Below are 16,837 nucleotides of genomic sequence, written 5' to 3' on the forward strand. Positions count from 1 at the left end.
GCGCATGATCTAGTTATATCTCTTTTTCTTAATACTCTGAATTGTCAGAAATACAAATAAAAATGCAACGCTCGCATAATATACGATCACGTCATATTTCAGAACGCCGAGCGTAAAATCACTAAATTTGGACGATAACGCAGCACAGTTTAAGATATTGGAAACAATTCCCTCATAGAGAGAGGATTTTACTGCATATATGATCCAGATTGCTGCTTCACCAAGCACACCCAGAATGATCGTGACGGTCAGATTGCGCATCATGTAATATGCCACTGCTGCCACAATGATCCACAGCACTGCAAGGATCGCCGCCTGTGATAACTTGTCGGAAGGAAGTGCTCCCGCAATATTTGAGATCAGTACACTCATCAGAAGTACCAAGAAGGATACGACCGCTGCGATCGGCTGGCTCTCTGTCAGCGAGGAAATAAATGTACCAACGGCAATATAGGCTGCCCCCAGAAGGAAAAATCCAAGCAGAGCACTGTATGCCGGTGCAAGCTGAACGCCGGTGCTTCCATAATGCTTCAAGATCAATGGATAAAGCCCGATAAACAGGATACCCATTCCAAACAAGGAGATCAGTGCCAGATACTTTCCGATGATCACTCGACCGATAGAGATCGGTGCCGTGTACAGAAGCTGATCTGTTTTCTGATGCTTCTCCTCCGCCAGAACTCTCATGGTAAGGATTGGGATCAGCAGTACAAACAGAAAGGTGGATGAACTTAATGTCGTCTCAAAATTACCAGCCTTTCCGTAGAAGTTATTTGCCCATGTATAGATACTGATGATCGCTATAAAAAAGGCAAGAAATACAAATCCGATCATGGAATGAAAATATTGCTTTAATTCTTTCTTATAAATCGCAAACATTATGCTTCCTCCTTTTCTTCAGGATCTTTCTGAGACTCCGCCTGCTCACTGTCAGTCACAATCCCCGTTTCTTCCTGTGTCTCCGGCTCCACAGCGGTGTTGTCTTCCGTCTCTGCTGTAGTATTGTCTTCCGCGGCATTGTCCTCCGCAGCTTCCCCCTGCTTCTTCACAGGCTTTCTGCCGCCGAACTGACGGGATCCACCCTTTGTCAGAGCAATAAATGCCTCCTCAAGTGTTGTCTCCTGACGGTGCATTTCAAGGATCGGACATTCTGCCTTTGCCAGAGCAAAGAATACGTCCTCTCTGAGATCCTTCTTATCGATAGAATAAAGTGTCAGCCCAAGTGTCCCCTCCTCCATCTGCTCATCATAAACGACATTCTTGATACCGGAAACCGTCCGGAGGGCTCCCTTGATCACTGCCACATCACCCTTGATCACAAGATGAAGTCCGTTGGATGCCATATGCATTGTCAGATTATCCGGTGTATCGCACGCGATCATCTTTCCTTCATTGATAATGATGATCTCATCACAGACAGCACTGATCTCCTGCATGATATGAGAGCTTAACAGGATCGTGTGAGATTCACTCAAGTCACGGATCAGCTCACGCATCTGTATGATCTGGTTCGGGTCAAGACCTACCGTAGGCTCATCCAGGATCAGGATCTCCGGATATCCCATCATTGCTCCCGCCACACCGACTCTCTGCTTGTAACCCTTGGACAGATGGCGGATCAGTCTCTCAGACACATCCACGATCTTGGTTCGGTTCATGATCTCATTGACCATGACATCACGCTTGTTACGAGCCACCTTTTTGAGCTCCGCAACGAAATATAAGTATTCTCTCACTCGCATATCCGGATATAACGGCGGATTCTCCGGAAGATAACCGATATTCTTACGGACCTTCTCCGGCTCCTCCTCCATATCCACACCATCGATCAGTACTGTGCCCGATGTCGGTGCAATATAACCCGTGATCATATTCATTGTTGTTGATTTACCGGCACCGTTCGGTCCCAGAAATCCCACAACCTTGCCCGTTTCCACGGTGAAGGAAAGGGAATCAACTGCTGCATGATTTCCATACAGCTTCACTAGATTTTTAACTTCAATCAATGTTTCGTCCTCCATTCTTTGCGATCTTACGCAACATCAAAAATTACTTTAACATAATAATGTCAAAGAATTGTGAACAAACAGCACTTTCCTATACGAAAAAAGAGAGATCCCTTTACGGAAATCTCTCTGATTCATCATTCTAAACTTGTCTGCGTACTTTTCCTTCACAGCATGATCATTCAGGACTCATTATGCCATACGCAAAAAAGCAGCCTAGCACTTCTCCGGCTCCGGATAATCTACGCCGAAGGTATCTGCTGTAACCTTGATCATCATCTGTGGCTCTAACGGTGCATCTCTGAAATCCGTCTCCACCTCTGCGATCTTGTCTACAATATCCTGTCCCTTTGTCACCTTACCGAATGCAGCGTATGCACCGTCAAGATGTGGTGCATCCTTATGCATAATAAAGAACTGGGAGCCTGCGGAATCCGGCATCATGGAACGTGCCATGGATAATACGCCTGCGGAATGCTTCAGATCATTGGCAAAGCCATTCTGTGCGAACTCGCCCTTGATCGAATATCCCGGTCCACCGGTTCCAACACCGTCCGGATCTCCTCCCTGGATCATGAAGCCGTTGATCACGCGGTGAAAGATCAGACCGTCATAAAAACCCTTTCCGACGAGTGATAAAAAGTTGTTTACTGTATTAGGGGCAATCTCCGGATACAGCTCTGCCTCGATTGTTCCCTGTGTCGTTTCAAATGTTACGATTGGATTCTGTGCCATGTCAAATTTCCTTTCTATTCTTTTTGACTGCATATCCGTTGCGATATCACAGCCTCTCTCTCCATCATAAAGGAAATGCGCCAAAATGTAAAGAACCGCCTGCCAATTCACTCCGTTGTCTGAGACGGATTCATTTCAAGCCGCTCATGATCCGGAACATATCCTCCTGTTCCACGGCATCCCTGCGCAGCGTTGTCGCATTGACTCTTCCCGGATGATAGGCCACACCGCCAAGAAGTGCGCATTTCCACAAGACGTCTCCTTTTTTAAGCATTTTCCCAATCTTATCCTTCTCATATGCCACGCGCTCCCAGACACATGCCATATCAAGAGATCCGGCGCAGATCTTCCGAATACATTCCACAGTTGTCAGATCCCCCTTCGGGACAAGAAGCTGTGTCGGATTGGCTGCCTCCCTCTGATAATAAGAATTGCAGCAAAGGGTAACCGTATCCTTATCCTCCTGCTGCAAAACATAAAGACCGGTGCCAAGATATCCGTCCTGTTCTCCCGTTCCCGTGACCAGATAAATCTCTCCCAGCCGCTCCAGATCCTGTCTGCGGTATTTCGTTGTCTCGATCCGGATTGTTCTTTCATCCACCTTTGATATCCCTGCGATCACTCCGTCACCTGCTGCCGTCTGCTTCCACAGCCTTTCCGCAGCCAGTCCCCGCAGCTTTTCCCGGTAGCTGTTTCCTGTCATTTCCGATAACCGGTCAAGCTCTGCCCCGTACTGGTCTGCGATCTCTTCCACTGCCTTTTCGGCGTCCTTTCCCTTGCCGGTATACGCTGTGGAGGGAGCATAATAATATGCAAAAAGCTGCACAGGATCCGGATATTTCTGACACAGCTTTCTCGCCGCCATATCATAATACAGGCTGCGCACCCATTGATATTCCCGGCGCAGTATCGGTGTCACAAGCTGACCCGCAATCTGACGGCGAAGCGTCTTATCCGGCTTCTTAAGAACCTGCGCTGTCTTTTTCTTCCGCTTCCGCAACATTTTGCCGGATGCACCATAACGGTATACGTCCAGCCCTTTCACCGGCACCTCACAGACACGGTCATCTCCGGTATATGCCGTCTGACAGCGGAGATAATAATTATACAAAAGAGTATCTGCCGTCACGAGCCGTCCCTGTGAATCCGTCACGTCCGGATGCAGACAGATCTCATAAACAGCGCCCTTGTTCTGTCTCTTCACCGTAATATCAGCAAGTTCCTGCACCCGCTGATAGACCAGTGCCATCAGCCGATTATCCCCTGCGCTTTCCGTGTGAAACGGACTCTCATGTCCGCTTAATTCTCCCAGATACAGCCGCAGCGATCCATGATCGTCCACCGGTCTCGCCGCATTTTGTCCGCCGGATGTCTGCATAGTCTCCTTCTGTCCTTCCGACTGCCGCCTCTGTGACATTCCCGCACTGAGTCCGTATAACACGACAACCGCCACACATGCAGTCAGAAATATCAGCCGCCGTTTTTTTCGTTCTGTCCCCATAACCTCAAAGCTCCTCCCGATCTGATCTTATTTCACGATATCGGATCCCTCCTGCAAATACAAGGAAAAGTCTTCGACAGATTTCTCCGTTCTATTTCACATTTGCAACATCATATAATAAATCAAATCCACAAGGAGTTGTCCTGTACTTGTCCCAAAAACAGGACAGATATATTTTTTATGAATGATACCGGAGCTGTCAAAAATAAAACAAAAAAAACGCTGCCTGTCATTACCATCAGCGTTTTTCTTTTCGCTGCCGCCGGACTGTCTGTGGGCTGTCTGACCGCATATCTGCTGCGCAGCAATATTTATGCATCTGTATTTCATTTGTATCAGACACTTCTTTCTGAGCTTCAGACACTGGAGATTAACCGGCAGGACTTCTTCCTGCTCGCAGTGCGCCGTGCCGGCAAATATTTTGTGCTTCTGTGGTTCTTTGCCTTTACCAATATCTGGAAATATTATTACCGTCTCTTCTCCGCATATATCGGCTTCCAGAATGGACTTCTCCTCACCTTCTGCATTACCTTAAACGGCTTTACCGGCATCTTCGGTTTTGTCTGCTTTCTGCTTCCGCAGGCACTTCTGTTCATTCCGGCATTTCTGATCGCCATCAGTCACTGTGATCATCTCCACTGCGGGCTCCACAGCATCACTCTGACACGCCACCGGCTCATCCTGTGCGAGCTGCCGTACTTCCTGCTATCTGCAGCTCTTGTACTTCTCGGATGCCTCATGGAAGCAAACATAAATCCGGCACTCTTACGCCTTTATTTCCGATAAGATCTTCTGACGCAGCTCCTCCATTGTGCCATTGTTCTCGATGACTACATCACTGCGTCTGCGAAATTCCTCTTCGCTTAGCTGACGTTTTAAAATAGACGTGATCTTCTCCTGCGAATATCCACGGCTTTCTGCAAGGCGCTGTCTGCGGACTGCTTCCGGAACACAGACATACCAGACCTCATCACAGAACCGGTCACAGCCGCTTTCAAACAACAGTGCCGACTCCAGAACGATCGTCCCCGGCTCTTCCTTTCTTGCCGCAATATATTCCTCAATGTAACGAATCACAGCCGGATGGATCACACTGTTTAACCATTCTCTCTCCTGCTCATCCGCAAATACCTTCTGTGCCAACAGCGTCCGGTCGATCGTGCCGTCCTCCTGCATAAGTTCTCTGCCGAAATGCCCGAGGATCTCCTCATACGCACGCTGCCCCTGCTCCATCACCGTATGTCCGAGTTCATCTGTGATCAGAAGCTGCGCCTGATATTCCTGCGCCAGCATCTGCGCCGCCAGACTTTTGCCGCTTCCCACACCTCCGGTCAGACCAATTACCTTCATATCAAATCTGCTTTCCTTCCTGATTCTACCTGCGGTTCGAAAGCCACAAGCACTATATTGCTAACGGATTACAACCGTCTTGTCTTCCCCTAAATATCAATGTGCTTCATACCAGTTGCTTCCCTGCTCTACCTCTACCTCGAGCGGCACAAGAAGATCTGCCGCACCAGCCATCTCCTCATGGAGGATCTGTCCCACCTTTTCGACTTCTGACGGCGGCGCCTCTACAAGAAGCTCATCGTGAACCTGTAACACCACTCTCGCCTCAAGCCCCTCTGTGAGAAGTCGTTTGGACACGCGGATCATCGCAATCTTAATGATATCTGCTGCCGTTCCCTGGATCGGTGAATTCATTGCTACACGCTCCCCAAAGGATCTCTGCATAAAGTTGCCGGAGGAAAGCTCCGGCACCGGTCTTCTTCTGCCAAACATGGTTTTCGCATATCCGGAAGTCTTCGCAAAATCAACCAGACCGTCCAGATATGTCTTGATCGCCGGGTAAGTCTCAAAATACTGATTGATGAAGTGCTCTGCCTCCTTACGGGATACATTCAGATCCTGCCCCAAACCAAAGGAGCTGATTCCGTAAACAATTCCGAAATTGACCGCTTTTGCATTTCTCCGCTGCAGATCTGTGACCTCATCAAACGGAATATGGAATACCTTGGACGCCGTCGAGCGGTGAATGTCCTTATTCTCCCGATACGCTTCGATAAGCTCCTGATCTCCGGACAGATGCGCTAACACACGCAGCTCGATCTGAGAATAATCTGCATCCAGAAATACCCATCCTTCTCTCGGCGTAAATACCTTGCGGAGCTGTCTTCCAAGCTCCATACGGATCGGAATATTCTGTAGATTAGGATCCGTGCTGCTGATACGCCCGGTTGCCGTGATCGTCTGATTAAACTTGCCATGGATCCTGCCATCCTCCTCAATATATACCGGCAGTCCATCTGCGTAGGTAGACTTAAGCTTTGTTACCTGACGGTACTCTAGGATCTTCGGAATGATCGGATCCTCCGTGCGCAGCTATCCAGAATATCTGCTGAGGTCGAATATCCGGTCTTTGTTTTCTTGGCAAACGGAAGCTTCATCTTCTCAAAAAGGATCACGCCAAGCTGCTTTGGCGAATTAATATTAAATTTCTCCCCTGCCAAATCATAAATCTCCTGCTCCAGTGTCTCAACCGTAGTCTGAAGCTGTGCCGACATCTCCGAGAGCACCGTGCCGTCTGCACAGACGCCTCTTCGTTCCATCTGATACAGATAATATGCCGTCGGGATCTCAATCTCCTGATAAAGCTGCCACATTTTCTGATCATTAAGTTCCTGACGAAGTTCCTCAAACGCAAGACAAGGTACAAAGGAAAGCTGTCCGAGATACTGCAGAACCGACTCCTCGGATATCGCATCATCTTCAAGGATCTGCGATACCGTTTTCCTGTCAAACAGCTCCGCATAGGAGGCGATCGTCATGTCCAGATAATCTCTGGCAATGTCGTCTGCCTGATAGGTGTCCTTGAGCGGATTTAACAGATATGCCGCAATCTCCAGATCGGCAAGCTTTCCAAACAGTGTCTCCTGCTCCTCCACAGATTCTGCCGGAAAACCCTCCTGCTGTGGAACAGATCCGCTGTCACCGGATAACGGTGTCGTGTGATGAAGCATGTCCTTCCAACCGATCACTGCAATATGAGTAATCTTACGAACCAGCTCACGCAGGCTGTTCACGATCCACTCTGTCTTTAACAACTCTCCTGCCATCATACAACCCGTGTGTACCTGCTCCCCTTCCTGATAGGAAACAGACATTCCGTAGAAGGCATATTCCTTTCCTTCGGGCTCATTGCCCTCCTCTGTGATCGCCGCATCGCCATCATCAAATACGAGTGCGAGCTGACCGCCTGATTTCTTCGCTTTCTTTTTCTGTGCTCCGGCACTTGCCCAGTGATCCGCAAGAAAACCGATACCAACGACCTCCGGCTTTGCCTGATACAGCTTCTTCAAAAAGTCACTTCCCTGTGCCTCGCTTGTGATCGTCTGCACCTGCAGATGCTTTGTCGCCTGCTCCTGCTGCTTTTTATCGAAACGTTTGAGCAGCGATTTAAACTCAAGCCGCTTAACCATGGCAAAGGATTTCTCATTAAACAACTCCGGAAGCCCTGCCTCCTCCAGCGAATAATCAAGCTCACAGTCCGTCTTGATCGTCGCAAGCGCTTTGCTCAGCATTGCCTGATCACGTCCCTTTTCCAAAAGGTCATGCGTCCGCTTCGGCGTTACCTCATCCAGATGTGCGTAAGCATCCTCAACCGTCGGATACGCGGTAAGGATCTTGACCGCCGTCTTTTCTCCGACACCTGCTACACCCGGAATATTATCTGAAGCATCTCCCATCAGACCCTTCAGATCAACGATCTGCGGCGGTGTAATGCCGTATTTGTCAATGACATCCTGCGTATGATAATTCTCGATCTCTGTGCCGCCACGCTTTGTCTTCGGAATACGGATCATGATCCGGTCTGTGGCAAGCTGTAAAAGATCCCTGTCACCGGATACCAGAGATACCTCAAGACCTTTCTTCTCCGCGGTCCGTGCGATCGTACCGAGAATATCATCCGCCTCGTAGCCTTCCTTCATCACAAGGCGCACTCCCATCGCGCGGAGCATTTCCTGAATCAGCGGAACCTGCTCCTTTAACTCGTCCGGCATGCCCTTTCTGGTTCCCTTGTAATCGGCATACATCTCATGACGAAACGTCGGATGCTTCACATCAAACGCTACCGTCAGATAATCCGGCTTCTCCTCATCCAGAATTTTGAGCATAATATTCAAAAAACCGTACACTGCATTGGTGTGAAGTCCCTCTGAGTTTGTCAGATCCGGCACACCATAAAATGCACGGTTCAAAATACTATGTCCATCAATCAATACGATCTTTCCATTCATCCGTCAGCCCTCCTAAAATAAAAGCACTACGCCAATACACAACACGGCAAGCAGTATGTATTTCTCCAGTCTGAGAATGCGGTACTTAAACAGATAATCCGCCGCCGAGCGCAGCTTCTGCGCCGAATCCAGCTTAAATTCCGAAATATTCTGGCGCTCATCCAGATAGCGCATTCCCATGATTACTGTATAGTATATATCATATTCTTCCCGGCATTCCTTACAGGTGTTCATATGATTCAAAAAAGCATCCAGATCGGACACGCTGAGCTTGTCATCAATAAACGGAATAAACAGCTTCTGAATATCCTTACAGGTCATATGATCCACTCCTTTCGCCGAAAATATCTGGAAATCAAAAACAAAAAAACTGTGTTTGCCTTGATTCACACTACGTTACGATCATTTTCTTATATACTAAAAAAGAGAAACCAATCTGTATGGCTTCTCTTCTAATGCCGGTGGCCGGACTCGAACCGGCACGGTGTTACCCGCATGATTTTGAGTCATGTGCGTCTGCCAATTCCGCCACACCGGCGCTGCATGTCGCAACAAAAGATATGTTACCATTTTTCAGCTCAAATGTCAACAATTTTCCCTTTCCGGGAAAACAAAAAGGAGATGCCAAAAACATCTCCTTGTATGTATCTGCCGTCTGATCAGCCAATAACCTTCTTCACTGCTTCCAGCACACGATCTGCCTGAAATGGCTTTACGATGAAGTCCTTGGCACCATTCTGGATCGCCTCGATAACCATCGCCTGCTGCCCCATTGCGGAACACATGATAACATTGGCTCCAGCGTCTACTTCCTTAATCTTCTTCAGTGCCTGAATACCATCCATCTCCGGCATGGTAATATCAAGTGTCACAAGATCCGGCTTGAGCTCTGCATACTTCTGAACTGCCACTGCACCGTTCTCAGCCTCGCCGACTACGTTATATCCGCCCTTTGTCAAAATATCTTTTACCATCATTCTCATGAATGCAGCATCATCTACAATTAAAATATTATTGCCCATACTTTTTCTCCCTTATTTAAATTCTCTGGATATCTCTAATATGATCAACCTTCTGTAATTATATCTTTTTTCGTGTAAATTGTCAATAAAGTCATTCACATAAAGCCTGTCTTTAGAAATATTTACGATTCCCCCACAGGTTGCTTTTCTTCAGATCAAGGAACTCGCTGTAAGCCTTCTCCAAGATCTGTTTCTCATTTGCAAACTTGAGCAAATGAACTGCTTCGTGATATTTATAAAATCCGGAATCCACGAAAAATTCCTCGCGTTGTGGTTTGCTGTGATAGCTCTCGCCCATCATCAAATACCAGTGTACATCCTTTACGACCGTGTCCTCCTGCGTATTAAAAGTATACTGGCTTTTCCCCACATACTTGATAATACTGGCATCTGCGTCCGTCTCTTCTTTTACTTCCCGCAAAGCAGTTTCCTTGAACTCTTCGCCTTCCTCAACCGTGCCCTTGGGAAGCACCCATCCTTCATACCTGTTTTTGTAATTCTTGTACAATAGTAAGATCTTTCCCCGAAAGATCACCACACCGCCACAACTTGTTGCCTCAATCATTGCAATCCCTCCCGGTGGCATACGTGCATTTGTTTCACTAAATTTAAGTATACCCTTTTTTGTTATTTATTGCAATGAAATTTAGAAATCAATTTCCAAGATATTCCTCAAGCATCTTCGCTGCGATCGGCACCGCATACTGACTCCCCGTTCCGGCACCTTCCACGATCACACTGACCGCGATTTTGGGGTCTGCTGCCGGCGCAAAGCCCACAAACCATGCATGTGAGGTCCCCTCCGAATCAATCTCTGCCGTGCCTGTCTTACCTGCCACCGGATAGGGCAGATTCCTTAAAGCTGCTGCCGTACCGTCAGACACGACTGAACGCATCATCCTTGTCACCTGATTGGCTCTTTTCCTTGAAATGACCGTCCGCTTTTCCTGCGGCTCATATTTCTTGACCACATGCCCGTCCACGCTCTCCGTGTGATCGACAAGATACGGAGTCATCATTACTCCGTCATTGGCGATCGTTGCGCTGATCAGGGCATTCTGTAATGGTGTGATCGTTGTTTTTCCCTGACCGATCGCCGTCTGTGCCGCCTCTGCCGTATCCGATTTCTCGTCGAGCACAAAACGGCTCCTGCTGCTGACAAACTTTACACCGAGCGAGCTGTTAAAACCAAATGCCTCACAGAGCTTGCGGTAGGATTTGCGGTTTAAACCCACACCGATATGTGCAAAAGAACCGTTGCAGGAATGCGCCAGTGAGCTTTTCAGATCGACCGTCCCATGGTGCTCCCCGTTGTAGCACCGGATCACATTGCCTCCAAACGTATCGCTTCCGCTGCATTCATACCGGTACTTGTCAAATGACGGATTCTCTCTCATATATTCCATCGCCGTCAGGATCTTAAACGTCGATCCCGGCGGATACAGCCCCTGCGTCGCGCGGTTTAAAAGTGCTGAGTTGCCAGCCTCATCTGCCACCAGCGAATCCCACTCGGAACGCACCGTATTCGGATCATAATCCGGCTTGGATACCATTGCCAGGACCTTTCCGGTGGACGGCTCGATTGCCACAACAGCGCCCTTCTGGTTTCCAAGTGCATCATATGCGATCTGCTGCAGCTTCGCATTTAACGTTGTTACAACTATATCGCCCTGATTTTTCTGTCCCTGCAGCTGATTGGAGAGCTGCTTTAACGGATTGACATGTGAGGTCAGAAGCGGAAAGCTCTGTTCCAGTTCTATACCGGTCTTACTGTTCCACACACGTCCCACAACATGGCAGAAAACGTTCTTATATGGATAAACTCTTGTCTCATTTCCCTTCTGATCCGTCTCGGTCGTAGCAAGCACCCTGCCGTCCGACGACACGATATCTCCGCGGACAATCCGCTCTGCCAGAAGCTCCTGCCTCTTGTTGGCGGGATTGTTGATGATTTCCTGACTATCCTGCACCATAAACTTCACAAGATATCCGATCATCCCCAGAAAGACAATAACAACGCAGTACGCTACTGCGATCACCTGACGGTTTCCGCGCTTTCTATCTTTATCTGCGTTCCTGTCTCTGCGTTCTTTTCGCTCTGCGGCGCGTGGCTCCTTCCGCTTCGTACTCTTCCGTTTCCCATTCCTGCTCCGCTCTGCGCTTTCGTTTTCTTTTCTCCTCAATCTCTCCCGCCTCCTCTCTGTTTAATACATACATGCCCTGAATAATACTGAACAGCACGATCGTGCTGATAACCGAGCTTCCTCCGTAGCTTACTAACGGAAGCGTTACACCCGTGGACGGAATAAACTTCACCGCACCGCCCACAGTCAGAAACACCTGAAAAATAAACTCCACTGCCAGTCCCAGCGCCGTCAGCTATAAAACCGGCGTGACATTTTCAGGGCAATATTGACAAACATGACAAAGCAGCTGATCTCGACAAGCACAACGCAGATTGCGAAAAACACACCCAGCTCCTCGCCGATCGCTGAAATAATGAAATCACTGGACGCAACCGGGATCTTGTCCGGCATTCCCTCTCCAAGCCCCATGCCAAACCAGCCTCCTGTACCAAAGGCAAATAACGACTGTGCCACCTGATACCCCTGATTAGCGATCGTGCTCCATGGATCACGCCATGCGATCACACGATTCTGTACATGCGTAAAGAGATGATATGCCACCACTGCCGCCCCGGAGCCACACGCCAATCCCGCCAGAAGATAACTCAGCCGCTCCGTGGAAACATACAGGATCACCAGATACGTGATGTAAAAGATCAGTGCCGCACCCAGATCCTTCTCCAATACAAGGATCAGCACATGCGCTGCCGCAACTGCCGTCACAAGCACAAGATCCTTAAATCTCTCTGCCTTTGCCAGAAATGCGGCTGCAAAAAAAACATAAATAATCTTTACAAACTCAGACGGCTGCAGTGCAAAGCTGCCGATCGACACCCAGTTCTTTGCACCGTACCTCTCTTCTCCGATCACAAAGACAAGTGCAAGAAGCCCCAGCCCTGCGATCGCATAAAACCAGCCAAATATATCAAAGTAGGAAAACTTTTCTATGATATACGGAATGAACAGCCCTGCCACACAGGTTGCCGCCGCAAAGATCATCTGCCGGATGGCGCTTTCTGTGTCCAGCCGCTCGATCATGACCATGCCGACCATCAGCAGCATCAACATATTATTCAGAACGATCTTTGACATTCCTTCATATACATACGGATACGCTTTTCCCGCAAACACAAACAGAACAACCTGCAACAGATACAGAATAATGATCTGCACATGCAGACTGTTTAAGAAAAGCACAAGTGAGCAGATAAAATGGATGGTAAACATCAGCTTTAACTGATGTCTGTATACTCTCTCCTTACGCTCCTTGTCCCTGCCTATAAATACCGTAAAACAATGCCAGGTATATACGGCAAAAAGGAAAATAATAATATATTTTGATAATTCTACAACCACAGAATGCATGACTCCGATGGTATTGCTATTTCCAAGAAGCTCCTGCAGCTTTCTTGCCGCCTCCTGTTTATCCATATTAATCGATACCTTTCTGTCAACCGGCTGCCTGCCGGAATGACTCCGTCGCCCGGTTTGTTATCCATTACTACTGGACCGGATCATAAAAATGTCCCTTCTGTCCCTCCGGAAATCTTCCCTTCAAAACGTCTGTCATCTCCTGCGGCGTCTCGATCGTAAAATCATACCGGAAACGCTTTATGCCGCACTTTCTGTACTGCTGCCGCTCCTCGTCAAGACAGAGAGGTTCTCCGTGATAAATGATATTATAACAATATTTACAGCAATTTAAAACCACAAAGGTACGCTTTTTGGCGTCCTGCATCCACAAAAGCTGCCCGCCGCCGTTTTTCTTCTGACATCCCTTCTGATGACGATGCACGCACTGCGCCGATACCATCAGCGGAATATATCCGTAAATAACCGCCTCAATATCTACAGATGTAGAAAGCTCCTGACATTCCTGTCCGGTCAGTTCCAGAGGCACGGTGCAGTGTTTGACACCCTGATCCTGCCACCAGCTCAACGCCTCGTTATTGGCGGTATAAAGATTGGCATCTGTAATAATCCTTTCCGCAGCGATCCCGGCTTCCTTCGTAAGAAACACAAATGATTCCATATTACGGATCACATAACCGGTAAGCTCCGACATCCGGTAAATACTGTCTCCACGGCTTAGCTTCTGCTGTTCCGACCGGTACACTGCCTCCCTGAAAATAAGCGGCATCATCAGGTACATGTTCTTTCCCGATGCTGCGCCCTTTCTGATCAGCCTGCGAAGTTCACTGTCATCCATCTGCTCCGTCCGCAGATAAATATCGTCCACACCCGGATCGTCGATTGCCTTCTGTGCCTGCCAGTCATATAATACCGACACGACGATTCGCTCCGGATCCTTACTGCCTGGCTGTCCTGCCACATGCTCCGGATGCATCGGTTCAGCATACATCTCACTTTCCGGCTGCCCATTATTTATCTCTGTCAGAGGCTTTCCGATATGGCGGTCATATTCCGAAGCCTCTAACTTCTCTAACAGTCCTGCAAGCACCTCCCGCCGCAGGCGTTTCACCGCCCCGACCGGGATAAAAAGCTCGCCGGTAAGCTTCACCCGGCAATTGCTGCAGCGAAAAACAGTACCGCCGGTCTGGCATAAAATACGCCGGATCGACTCCTCCTCTGCCGCACTTTTCTGTGCCTTCTGGCATATATCGCCCTCAAGCAGAAAGGAAGCTTCTCTGTCCTCTCCCTGAAAAGCCGCACAAAGCTTCATCGTCTCTCCCTCTGCCGCCTCAAAGTGCATGGAAACAGTAAGCTTTGCATCCTCCGAAAGATAGTGCTCCCTGATCTCTTCCAAAAGTCCGGCATCCTTTGTACGGTATACGCTGTCTCCTTTGCGGATACGGCTGCCCTTCAGATATCTCGTCTTTACAAGCTCTCCCTTACGGCGTCCTTCTCCAATCGTATACTCATAGGATGTGCGTTGCTTCCCGTCACGAAATTCCACAACATCCTGTGCATGAACATCGCGTTCCAGCCGGTATGTTGCAGTGTGCGGATCAACCGCCGTAACCGTACCTACCTGCACACCGCCATGATTTGGGCGCAGATCCGCGATCATATCTCCCTTGCCCTTCGGAACCGCATACGGCACGCCGCTTCTTCCCTCCATATAACCGGAGGTGAAACCCTGACGGTTGTATAATTCCGCCAGCTTCCGTACATCCTCCTGCCACTCCGATTGATGACATGCCAGATATTGTTCATAATCCGTTCTGCCAAGCTTATCATACAAATCAACATATTTGCGGTACATCGCTGTGGTCAGCGCCACATACTCCGGGCGCTTCATACGCCCCTCCAGTTTCAGCGAATCCACACCAATCTCCATCAGGTCGCCAATATGTTCAAGACTGCAGTGCTCTCTCGGACTTAATAAATACCCCGCTCCCCTGCCATCTTCGCACTGATAGAGCTGCCGGCACGGCTGTGCACATCGTCCTCTGTTGCCGCTTCTTCCTCCCAGCATACTGCTAAACAGGCATTGTCCGGAATAACAGTAGCACAATGCTCCATGCACAAAGATCTCAAGCTCCAGCCCCGTCTCCCGGCGCATATCGGCAAGCTCCGGAAGGGACAGCTCTCTTGCCGGCACGATCCTTGTCACGCCGTACGGTCTTAATACACTTGCACTCTCGCCCATTGTCAACGTCATCTGCGTGCTGGCATGAAGATCAAGCCCCGGAAAATGTCTGTGAAGAAAGCGCATCACGCCGACGTCCTGCACTATCGCCGCATCCAGTCCTTCCAGATAATACGGCGCAATATAATCGTATAAGGAGTCTGCAAGCTCCTCCGGTTTTAGAAGCGTGTTCACGGTCATATAGACCTTTACTCCGTACCGATGGCAGTAGCGGATCACCTCCCGCATATCGTCTCCCTGTGGGTTATCTGCATAGGCTCTCGCCCCAAACCGGCTCCCGCCAATATATATCGCATCACATCCGGCATTCACTGCAGCTCTCACGCTCTCGATCGAGCCTGCCGGCGATAAAATCTCGGGCTTTTTTCTCTGAATCTTGTCTGTCATTCTATCTGCTCTCCTGATCTTTGTTCACGAAGTCAAATCCTCTGCGGGCGCGGGATGGAACAAATGTATTGTTCCATCCTCCCTTTGCCTTCGCACGAATAATAAAGGGCAAAACCGGTGTTTTGCCCTTTATCCTGTTCTTTTATTTTCTCTTACTCTGGGAACGTCTGGAACCGGAATTCTTTCGTCCCCTCGCACCATTCTGACTGTCCTGTGTGCCGTCCTCCTTCGGATCCGCCTCCATCTCAAAGGACGCAATCGCAGGCTTTGCATTGTCCGTCTTGTCCACTGCTACAGGCTGTATTCCTGACATGATACTGTCATCCTTGGGCGTTACTGCTGCAGCCTGACTGACCGACTGTGTCCCGGAAGCCGTGAGGTGTGCTTCCGGCACCACCGTTTTCACCGGCTGGCTGCTCTGCGATATTGATGTGGCTCCTGTCTGCACCTGCTGCTGTGGTCTGACGACATTGGCTGCTGCCGGATATGCCTGCCGCTGCTGTGGCACCTCCGGTCTTGCCACCTGTGCTGCCGCTCTCCGCAGAAGCTCTTTATTCTTCTCTTCAACCTCTTTGGTCTTGCTTTCTAATTCCTTATCCTTGCGGGCGATATCCTGGGATTTCTGCTCTAATTCCTTTTCTTTCTGAGCGATATCCTGAGATTTCTTCTCCAACTCTTTCTCTTTGTTCAAAAGCTCCTGCGTCTTCTGATCCAGCTCCGCTTCGAGACGGATCGTTTTCTTTTCAAGCTCTGACGTCTTCGCCTGCGCCTGCTTTAACTGCTCCTTCACAGACTTTAATTCCTCATTGCGTGAGACGATCTCATGCTTCATGCGGAACATTTCCTGCTCGACCTCGCCCTGCTGCTGTCTGTTCTCGTCCGCCTGCTTCTGTGCCTTAAAATAATCATCGGACAGATTGATCGCGAGAAGAATATTCTTCATATCCATATCCAGGCGGTTATATGCCTCCTGCCGCTTAAACTCATCAAACTTCTCATTGATATGATTCGCGATATGCTGCAGATAATCACTGCTCTCGTAACCGCATATCGTATACTGCTTCCCGTTGATGATCACCTGTACATCTGTTTTCTCGTTCATTCTCACCCGCACCTTCCTCTGCCATCTCTGTGACGGCATCCTTTGTA

14 protein-coding genes, 1 tRNA gene and 1 pseudogene are annotated in these 16,837 nt (G+C 48.9%); 1 reads left to right on the forward strand and 15 read right to left on the reverse strand.

Features of this window, described 5'->3' with window-relative positions; genetic code table 11:
* Nucleotides 1-9: 9 nt before the first annotated feature.
* From DXA20_RS09050 to DXA20_RS09065, 4 genes are all read right to left on the reverse strand, one after another.
* Complete coding sequence (locus DXA20_RS09050; protein WP_118560233.1) at nt 10-879, reverse strand: ABC transporter permease; 870 nt, start codon at nt 877-879, stop codon at nt 10-12.
* Nucleotides 879-2,006 (reverse strand): ABC transporter ATP-binding protein, encoded by a 1,128-nt coding sequence (locus DXA20_RS09055; protein WP_118560284.1) that lies wholly within the window; start codon nt 2,004-2,006, stop codon nt 879-881. Before DXA20_RS09055 ends, DXA20_RS09050 begins: the two co-directional genes overlap by 1 nt.
* A 216-nt stretch (nt 2,007-2,222) precedes the next feature.
* Complete coding sequence (locus tag DXA20_RS09060) at nt 2,223-2,741, reverse strand: peptidylprolyl isomerase (protein WP_022305781.1); 519 nt, start codon at nt 2,739-2,741, stop codon at nt 2,223-2,225.
* Between the two features lie 130 nt (nt 2,742-2,871).
* A complete protein-coding gene (locus DXA20_RS09065) occupies nt 2,872-4,242 on the reverse strand; it encodes a hypothetical protein (protein WP_118560235.1) in 1,371 nt (456 codons plus the stop codon).
* A 180-nt stretch (nt 4,243-4,422) separates the two neighbouring features.
* Here DXA20_RS09065 and DXA20_RS09070 point away from each other — a divergent pair, with 180 nt between their 5' ends.
* Nucleotides 4,423-5,028, forward strand: a complete 606-nt coding sequence (locus tag DXA20_RS09070) for a stage II sporulation protein M (RefSeq protein ID WP_118560237.1) — start codon at nt 4,423-4,425, stop codon at nt 5,026-5,028.
* Here the strand turns inward: DXA20_RS09070 and coaE are convergent.
* From coaE to zapA, 11 genes and pseudogenes are all read right to left on the reverse strand, one after another.
* On the reverse strand, nt 5,008-5,592 hold the full coding sequence (coaE, locus tag DXA20_RS09075) for a dephospho-CoA kinase (RefSeq protein ID WP_118560239.1): 585 nt from the start codon (nt 5,590-5,592) through the stop codon (nt 5,008-5,010). The genes DXA20_RS09070 and coaE overlap by 21 nt on opposite strands.
* A gap of 96 nt (nt 5,593-5,688) precedes the next feature.
* A pseudogene (polA, locus tag DXA20_RS09080) lies at nt 5,689-8,540 on the reverse strand (DNA polymerase I).
* Nucleotides 8,541-8,552: 12 nt separating this feature from the next.
* Nucleotides 8,553-8,861: an anti-sigma factor family protein gene (locus tag DXA20_RS09085; protein WP_022305776.1), complete on the reverse strand. Its 309-nt coding sequence runs from the start codon at nt 8,859-8,861 to the stop codon at nt 8,553-8,555.
* A 135-nt stretch (nt 8,862-8,996) separates the two neighbouring features.
* A tRNA-Leu gene (locus tag DXA20_RS09090) sits at nt 8,997-9,078 on the reverse strand.
* A gap of 121 nt (nt 9,079-9,199) precedes the next feature.
* Nucleotides 9,200-9,562, reverse strand: coding sequence for a response regulator (locus DXA20_RS09095; RefSeq protein ID WP_022305775.1), 363 nt, complete (start codon nt 9,560-9,562; stop codon nt 9,200-9,202).
* Between the two features lie 112 nt (nt 9,563-9,674).
* Entirely contained in the window at nt 9,675-10,127 is a 453-nt protein-coding gene (locus DXA20_RS09100; RefSeq protein WP_022305774.1) for an NUDIX hydrolase, read from the reverse strand.
* Between the two features lie 88 nt (nt 10,128-10,215).
* Nucleotides 10,216-11,745 (reverse strand): peptidoglycan D,D-transpeptidase FtsI family protein, encoded by a 1,530-nt coding sequence (locus DXA20_RS09105; protein ID WP_147403729.1) that lies wholly within the window; start codon nt 11,743-11,745, stop codon nt 10,216-10,218.
* Entirely contained in the window at nt 11,627-11,920 is a 294-nt protein-coding gene (locus DXA20_RS17165) for an FtsW/RodA/SpoVE family cell cycle protein (protein ID WP_279222364.1), read from the reverse strand. The genes DXA20_RS09105 and DXA20_RS17165 overlap by 119 nt, the downstream gene beginning before the upstream one ends.
* A gap of 17 nt (nt 11,921-11,937) precedes the next feature.
* Entirely contained in the window at nt 11,938-13,119 is a 1,182-nt protein-coding gene (locus DXA20_RS17170; protein ID WP_279222365.1) for an FtsW/RodA/SpoVE family cell cycle protein, read from the reverse strand.
* 70 nt (nt 13,120-13,189) lie between these two features.
* Nucleotides 13,190-15,688: a U32 family peptidase gene (locus tag DXA20_RS09115; protein WP_118560243.1), complete on the reverse strand. Its 2,499-nt coding sequence runs from the start codon at nt 15,686-15,688 to the stop codon at nt 13,190-13,192.
* A gap of 142 nt (nt 15,689-15,830) precedes the next feature.
* Complete coding sequence (gene zapA, locus DXA20_RS09120; RefSeq protein WP_158577181.1) at nt 15,831-16,790, reverse strand: cell division protein ZapA; 960 nt, start codon at nt 16,788-16,790, stop codon at nt 15,831-15,833.
* Between the last annotated feature and the right edge of the window lie 47 nt (nt 16,791-16,837).

The sequence above is a fragment of the Roseburia sp. AM59-24XD genome (genome assembly GCF_003478445.1).
Taxonomy (GTDB): Bacteria; Bacillota; Clostridia; order Lachnospirales; family Lachnospiraceae; genus Jutongia.

Bases quoted from the DNA above. Each gene is read 5' to 3' on its own strand.
- DXA20_RS09050 (WP_118560233.1), bottom strand. From the start codon at position 879: ATGTTTGCGATTTATAAGAAAGAATTAAAGCAATATTTTCATTCCATG.
- DXA20_RS09060 (WP_022305781.1), bottom strand. From the start codon at position 2,741: ATGGCACAGAATCCAATCGTAACATTTGAAACGACACAGGGAACAATC.
- DXA20_RS09065 (WP_118560235.1), bottom strand. From the start codon at position 4,242: ATGGGGACAGAACGAAAAAAACGGCGGCTGATATTTCTGACTGCATGT.
- DXA20_RS09070 (WP_118560237.1), top strand. From the start codon at position 4,423: ATGAATGATACCGGAGCTGTCAAAAATAAAACAAAAAAAACGCTGCCT.
- coaE (WP_118560239.1), bottom strand. From the start codon at position 5,592: ATGAAGGTAATTGGTCTGACCGGAGGTGTGGGAAGCGGCAAAAGTCTG.
- DXA20_RS09085 (WP_022305776.1), bottom strand. From the start codon at position 8,861: ATGACCTGTAAGGATATTCAGAAGCTGTTTATTCCGTTTATTGATGAC.
- DXA20_RS09095 (WP_022305775.1), bottom strand. From the start codon at position 9,562: ATGGGCAATAATATTTTAATTGTAGATGATGCTGCATTCATGAGAATG.
- DXA20_RS09100 (WP_022305774.1), bottom strand. From the start codon at position 10,127: ATGATTGAGGCAACAAGTTGTGGCGGTGTGGTGATCTTTCGGGGAAAG.
- DXA20_RS17170 (WP_279222365.1), bottom strand. From the start codon at position 13,119: ATGGATAAACAGGAGGCGGCAAGAAAGCTGCAGGAGCTTCTTGGAAAT.
- DXA20_RS09115 (WP_118560243.1), bottom strand. From the start codon at position 15,688: ATGACAGACAAGATTCAGAGAAAAAAGCCCGAGATTTTATCGCCGGCA.
- zapA (WP_158577181.1), bottom strand. From the start codon at position 16,790: ATGAACGAGAAAACAGATGTACAGGTGATCATCAACGGGAAGCAGTAT.